The following is a 7,491-nucleotide window of genomic DNA, read 5'->3' on the forward strand; positions in this document are numbered from 1 at the left end:
GGCCGGCACCACGTTGGATGCAACCACGGCAGTGACCCTGGCCAACGCGGTTGCGCTGGCGGGCGGGCTGACCATCGGCGGCACTCAGGCGCTGGGTCTGAGCGGTGTCATCAGCGGCGCCGGCAACCTACTCAAGGGCGGCACCGCGAACCTGACCCTCAGCGGCAACAACACCTTCTCCGGCGGCACCGCGCTGAATAACGGAACGCTGATCGTCGGCTCCAACACCGCGTTGGGTACCGGCGCACTGACCACGGCGGCGGGCACAACCCTCGACGCCAGCACCACCGTGGCGCTGAGCAACGCGGTCGCCCTCGGCGGCAACCTCAACGTCGCCGGCAACGCCAACCTGACCCTCGGTGGCGTAGTCAGCGGCAGCGGCGGACTGACCAAAAACGGCGCGGCCAACCTGATTCTCAACGGCGCCAACACCTTCAGCGGCGGCACCACCCTCAACGCCGGCACCCTGACCGTCGGCAACGCCGCCGCTCTGGGCAGCGGCGCCCTGACTGTCGCCAGCGCCGCGACTCTCGACAGCAACACCTCGGTCATCCTGAACAACAACGTCGCGCTCAACGGCAACCTGTCCATCGGCGGCAGCAATGGCATGATCCTCGGCGGCGTGCTCAGCGGTGCCAGTCAGTTGATCAAGAACGGCACGGCCAACCTGACCCTCAACGGTGCCAACACCTTCACCGGCGGCACCGCACTCAACGCCGGCAGCCTGACCGTCGGCAACGGTGCGGCACTCGGCACCGGCACACTGACGGTGGGCGGGGCGGGCGCAACACTCAACAGCAGCGCCAACGTGACGCTGAACAACGCGATTGCCCTCAACTCCAACCTCACCGCCGGCGGCGCCAACCCGTTGACCCTCGGCGGCGTGATCAGTGGTGGCAGCAACCTGATCAAGACCGGCTCGTCGACCCTGACCCTCACCGGCAACAACACCTACACTGGTGCTACGTCGCTGAACGCCGGGACACTGATCGTCGGCTCCAATACCGCGCTCGGCACCGGCGTACTCAACGCCAGCAACAACACCACGCTGGATGCTAGCACCGCGACGAGCCTGGCCAACAACGTCAACCTCGGCGGTAACGTGACCATCGGCGGCAGCAACGCGCTGACGTTTGCGGGTGTGGTCTCCGGTGTCGGCGGCCTGACCAAAAGCGGCCCGGCCGACCTGATCCTCAACGGTGCCAACACCTACTTCGGCAACACTGCACTCAACGTCGGCAAGCTGATTGTCGGCAGCAATACCGCGATCGGCAGCGGCGCGTTGAACGCAGCGGCGGGCACCACGCTGGACACCAACACCGCCGTCACGCTGGGCAATCAGGTCAACCTGGCCGGTGGGATGAACGTGGGTGGCAGCGCAGACCTGACCCTCACGGGCACTGTCGCCGGAGCCGGCAGTCTGGTGAAAAACGGCGCGGCCAATCTGAACCTCAATGGCACCAACACCTACGTCGGCGGCACCACGCTGAACGCCGGTACGGTGACCGCCGGCAACAGCTCGGCCCTCGGAACGGGCGCGTTGACCGTCGGCGGTGCAGCAACCCTCGACAGCAGTTCGCCGCTGGTCAGCCTGGCCAACGCGGTCGTGCTCAATGCGGCACTGAGCGCCGGCGGCACCCAGGACCTGACCCTCGGCGGCGTCGTCAGCGGCGCAGGTCAGTTGATCAAGAACGGTGCGGCCAACCTGACCGTCAACGGCACCAATACGTTCAGCGGTGGCAGCACGCTTAACGCGGGTACGCTGACACTGGGTTCGGCCGCTGCGTTGGGCAGTGGCGGCCTGACCGTCGGCGGCGCTTCGACGCTGGACACCAGCACCGGCATGAGCGTGGGCAACAACATCACCCTCAACGCCGGCCTGACCCTGGCCGGCAGCAATACCCTGAACCTCAGCGGCGTGATCGATGGCGCCGGCAGTCTGACCAAGGACGGCTTTGGCGACCTGACGCTCAGCGGCAACAATACCTTCACCGGTGCGCTGAACATCGCCTCCGGCAGCGTCACCACCGTGAGCAGCGGAGCGCTCGGCAATACCTCCGGCGCCAACATCAGCGCCGGTGCCAATCTCAATCTCAACAGCAGCGCCAGCCTCAGTGGCTTGAGCGGCAGCGGCAGCGTGCAGATCGCCGGCGGCAACACCCTGACCGTGGGCGGCGTGAGCAATACCAGCACTTTCGACGGCGACATCGGCGGCAGCGGTGCGCTGACCAAAGTCGGTACCGGCACGCTGAACCTCACCGGCAGCAGCGGCCTTACTGGCAACGCCAACGTCAACGCCGGTACGCTGAATCTCACAGGCTCGCTGGCCAGTTCCCAGCTCAACGTCAACAACGGCGCCACCCTCACGGGTACCGGGTCGGCGCTTGGTGCGGTAACCATCAACAGCGGCGGTCATCTGGCGTTGTCCTCGGGCAACACCTTGTCGGCCGCGTCGCTGATCCTGACTGCCAACAGCAATGTCAACGCGAGCCTCGCTGCGCCATCGACCAGCTCGCTGATGAACATCGGCGGCAACCTGACTCTCGACGGTAATCTCAATGTCACCGATGCCGGTGGTTTCGGCGTCGGTGTCTACCGCCTGTTCAACTACATCGGTGCACTGACCGACAACGGCTTGACCGTGGCCGGCGTGCCGGTGGGCTACGCTATCGGCGATTTGCTGGTGCAGACCCTGGGTAATCAGGTCAATGTGGTGGTGTCGGCACCTAACACCAACCTGCGTTTCTGGGACGGTAGCCAGACGATCCCCAATGGCACCGTGGATGGCGGCACTGGCACGTGGAATGCCAGCGGCACCAACTGGACCAACTTTAATGGCACCCTGAACCATACCTGGGCCGGCGACTTTGCGGTGTTCCAGGGCACGGCGGGCACGGTGTCGGTCAACGGCACGCAACTGTTCACCGGTATGCAGTTCCTCACCGACGGCTACAACGTGGTCAACGGCACGTCTGGGCTACTCACGGCTGTCAACGGCAGCGGTGGCACTACCGCGATGCGAGTCGATCCGGGTGTGACTGCGACGGTCGGTGTGAACATCGACGGCAGCGGTATTCTCAACAAACTCGACGCCGGCACCCTGGTGCTCAACGGCGCCAACAGCTACACCGGCGGCACCCAACTGGACGGCGGCACGCTGGTGGTCGGCAGCAACACCGCACTGGGCACTGGCGCGTTGATCGCCAACGCTGGCACGCAACTGGACAGCAACACCGCCGTGACCCTGGCCAACGCGACCACGTTGAACGGTAACCTCACCGTGCTTGGCAGCAATGCGCTGACCCTCAACGGTGTCATTTCCGGCACTGGCGGGCTGATCAAGAACGGTTCGGCCAGCCTGACCCTCGGTGGCAACAACGCCTTCCTCGGCCCGGTCGCGCTGAACGCGGGTGGCGTGATTCTAGGCTCGAACAGTGCGCTGGGCTCGGCCACCCTGAACGTGGCCAACGGCACCACTCTCGATGCCAGCGGCGTCTTCAGCGCGGGCAACGCGATCAATCTGGCGGGCAACCTCGGCATCGTCGGCAGCAACGATCTGACACTGAGCGGCGCCATCAACGGCGCCGGCAGCCTGACCAAGAACGGCGCGGCCAACCTGATTCTGAGCGGGGCCAACAACTTCCTAGGCGGCGTCACCCTCAATGCCGGCACCCTGACCGCCGGCAGTAACGGCGCCCTCGGTCTGGGCAACCTGACCGTGGCCGGTGCCTCGGCGCTGGACAGCAATACCTCGGTGTCGCTGGGTAACAACGTGGTGCTCAACGCCAACCTGACCAACACCGGCAACAGCGACGTGGCCCTCAGCGGCGTGGTCAGCGGCAGCGGCGGACTGATCAAGAATGGCGCGGCCAACCTGACCCTCAACGGCATCAACACTTATTCGGGCGGCACCACGCTGAACGCTGGCACTGTGACCCTTGGCACTTCGGCGGGCCTGGGCTCCGGCGCCGTGACCGTTGCGGGCGCGTCGACCCTCGACACTACGGCGCCGCTGGTGCTGGCCAACAACCTCAACGTCAATGCCAACCTCAGCGTGGCCGGCAACAACAACCTGACTCTCGGCGGCGTGATTGCCGGGGCGGGCACCCTGACCAAGAACGGTCTGGCCGACCTGACGCTGACCGGCAACAACACCTTCAGCGGCACCTTCGACGTGCAGGCCGGCAGCCTGACCACGCTGGGCAACTCGGCACTGGGCAGCAATGCCGGAGTCAATCTCGGCGCTGCGGCGACCCTCAACCTCGGCGGCTCCGGCAGTCTCGCCAGCCTGACCGGTAGCGGTACCGCACTGATCGGCGGCGGCAACACCCTGAGCATCGGTGGCAACAACGCCAGCAGCATTTTCGACGGCGTGCTTACCGGCACCGGCGAACTGAGCAAACTCGGCACCGGTACGCTGACCCTGACCGGTCTCAACAGCCTGACCGGCAACACCACGGTCAACGCCGGCACCTTGAACGTCAGTGGCTCGCTGGATAGTGCCAGCGTACTGGTCAACAGCGGCGGCACCCTGACGGGTGGCGGCTCGGTCGGCGGGGCGGTGACCGTGGCAGACGGCGGTCATCTGACCGGCGCCACCGGCAGCACGCTGTCGGTGAATTCACTGGTGTTCAACGCCAACTCCAACTTCGACGTCGGCCTCGGCGCACCGGTCTCCGGTGGCGGCAACGCGCTGGTCAACGTCGGTGGCAACCTGACCCTCGACGGCACCCTCAATGTCAGCGACATCGGCGGTTTCGGCAGCGGCGTGTATCGCCTGATCAACTACACCGGCGGCCTGACCGACAACGGCATGCTGATCGGCACTGTGCCGGGCAGCGTCACCCCCGGCGACCTGACCCTGCAAACTGCGCTGACCAACCAGATCAACCTGCTGGTCACCGCACCGGGCACCACCGTGCAGTTCTGGGACGGCAACCAACTCGTCGCCAACGGCTCGGTGGATGGCGGCAGCGGAACCTGGGGTACAGGCACCACCAACTGGACCGATGTCAACGGCGCGACCAATCAAGGCTGGGTCAACCGCTTCGCGGTGTTCCAGGGCGCTGCGGGCACAGTGACCGTGGACGGTGCACAAACCGTCAATGGCATGCAGTTCGTCACCGACGGCTACAGCTTGCAGAACGGAACTGCGGGTTCGCTGAATCTGGTCAACGGCTCGCTGGGCAATGCGACCGTGCGGGTCGATCCGAACGTTACCGCGACCGTGGGCGTCGCGCTCAACGGCGCCGGCACGCTGGGCAAATATGACGCTGGCACCCTGGTGCTCAACGCCGCTAACGGCTACACCGGTGGTACGGCACTCAACGGCGGCAAGATCGTGGTCGGCAACAACGCGGCGCTCGGTACCGGCGTCTTGACGGCCGCCAATGGCACCGCGCTAGAAAGCAACACGACGGTCAGTCTGGCCAACAACGTGGTGCTCAATGGTGGCTTGACCGTGGCCGGCTCCAATGACCTGACGCTGGCCGGCAATATTTCCGGCGTCGGAAGCCTGACCAAGAATGGCTCCAGCACGCTGACACTGAATGGAACCAATACTTATACCGGCGGCACCTATGTGCAGGCCGGTACGCTCAAGATTGGCGGCCTCTCTGCTCTGGTGCAGGGCTCGTTCTATCAGGTCAACACCGGTGCCACACTGGACCTCAATGGCCATGCGCTGCAAACGGGTGGCATCTCGGGTACTGGCAATGTGGCGCTGGGCTCGCAAGGCCTGACGGTGAACACCGCCGCAGGCTCCATCTCCGAGTTTGACGGCAAGATGGATGGCACGGGTGAGCTGATCAAGCTAGGCGACGGCACGCTGTCGCTGAACACGGCCAACAGCTTCAGCGGCGGTGTCAGCCACAAGGGCGGCAATATCAACCTCGGCAACGAGAAGGGCCTGGGCAGCGGCACGCTGGCCATGGACGATGGCACCAAGATTACCTTGACCGCCAACGGCATGACCATTGCCAACAACCTGCACATGACCGGCGACAACGATCCCATCGTTGACACCGGTGCCAACAACGGAACTTGGACCGGTGCCATTACCGGAGCGGGCTTCCTGACCAAGCAAGGCACTGGCACGCTGACGCTGACCAGCAGCGGCAACACCTACACCGGCGCCACCGATGTGGCACAGGGCACCTTGCAGGCAGGCGCTGCCAACACCTTCAGCAGCGCTTCTGCCCATACCGTGGCCGCAGGGGCCGTGCTGGATCTGGCCGGCTACAACCAGACCCTGGCCAGCCTGAACAACAGCGGCACCGTCAAACTCAGCAGCAACAGCGGCGCAACGCCTGGCACGGTGCTCAAGGTTACCGGCGCTTATGTGGGCAACAACGGCAACCTGGGCCTGTCCACCGTGCTGGGGGCAGACGGCAGCGCCACCGACAAGCTGCTGCTGTCCGGTGCCTCGGCCGTGGCCAGCGGCAACACCACGGTGCACATCACCAATGCCGGCGGTCTGGGCGCCCAGACTACGGGCAACGGTATCGGGATCATCGGTACGGAGAACGGAGCCAGCCTGCAGCCGGGCAGCTTTACCCTGGCCGGCGGCCATGTGGATGCCGGTGCTTATGAGTACCGCCTGACGCAGACCACCCAGGGTGCGGCCCTGCAGTCGAGCACTACTGCTCCCACAACACCCACGACACCGACCACGGCCTACCGTGCCGAAGTGCCGCTGCTGTCGGCCCTGCAGGCACAGCTGCGCCAGGCCGACATGGCCATGCTGGGCGATCTGCGCAAGCGCATGGGTGATGAAGGCACGCAAGCCATGACCAGCTCCGACACAGGCGCCAGCCGCCGAGTCTGGGGCCGCATTCTGCGCACCGATCCCAAGATCAGCCAGCAAGGCACCGTCAGCCCCGAGAGCAGTGGTCACCTGACCGGCTTCCAGGCCGGTCTGGATCTGTATGCCGACCAGAGCATCAAGGCCGGCATCTATGTGGGCCAGCTTGAAGGCGACATGAGCGTCAAGGGCTTTGCCAGCGGCGTGGAGCGCAAATACGTCGGCTTCAACAACCTGCGCACCCGCTACCTGGGTGTGTACGGTACCTGGCAAGATCAGTCGGGCCTGTATGCCGATGCCGTGCTGCAAGGCGCGGACTACCGCAGCGACTTGCGCACCGCCGGCGACACAGCACAGGCCCGCACCAAGGGCAGCGGCTGGCTGGCTTCTGTGGAAATGGGCAAGGCCTTCGAGCTGAGCAGCCACTGGAAGATCGAGCCCCAGGCGCAGATCATCTACCGCAAGCTGAGCATCGACGACACGGCACTGAGCCTGGCCACGGTCAAGAACAAGGCCGACGATGACTGGACCGTGCGCCTGGGCGCCCGCATCAAAGGCAACTTTGCGACCGAAGTCGGTGTGCTGCAGCCCTATGGCCGCATCAACGTCTACAAGGCGAGCAACACCACCGACATCGCCAGCTTTGCGGCGCCCGGTGGCACCACCGATATCAAGGCCAAGGGCGGCTA

1 protein-coding gene is annotated in these 7,491 nt (G+C 65.3%); it reads left to right on the plus strand.

What is annotated here, in order from left to right; all coding sequences use genetic code 11:
* A partial coding sequence (locus AC1RTQ_RS24080; protein WP_492879482.1) for an autotransporter-associated beta strand repeat-containing protein occupies positions 1-7,491 on the plus strand: 7,491 nt, incomplete at both ends.

Source organism: Comamonas sp. GW821-FHT11H03, assembly GCF_058807955.1.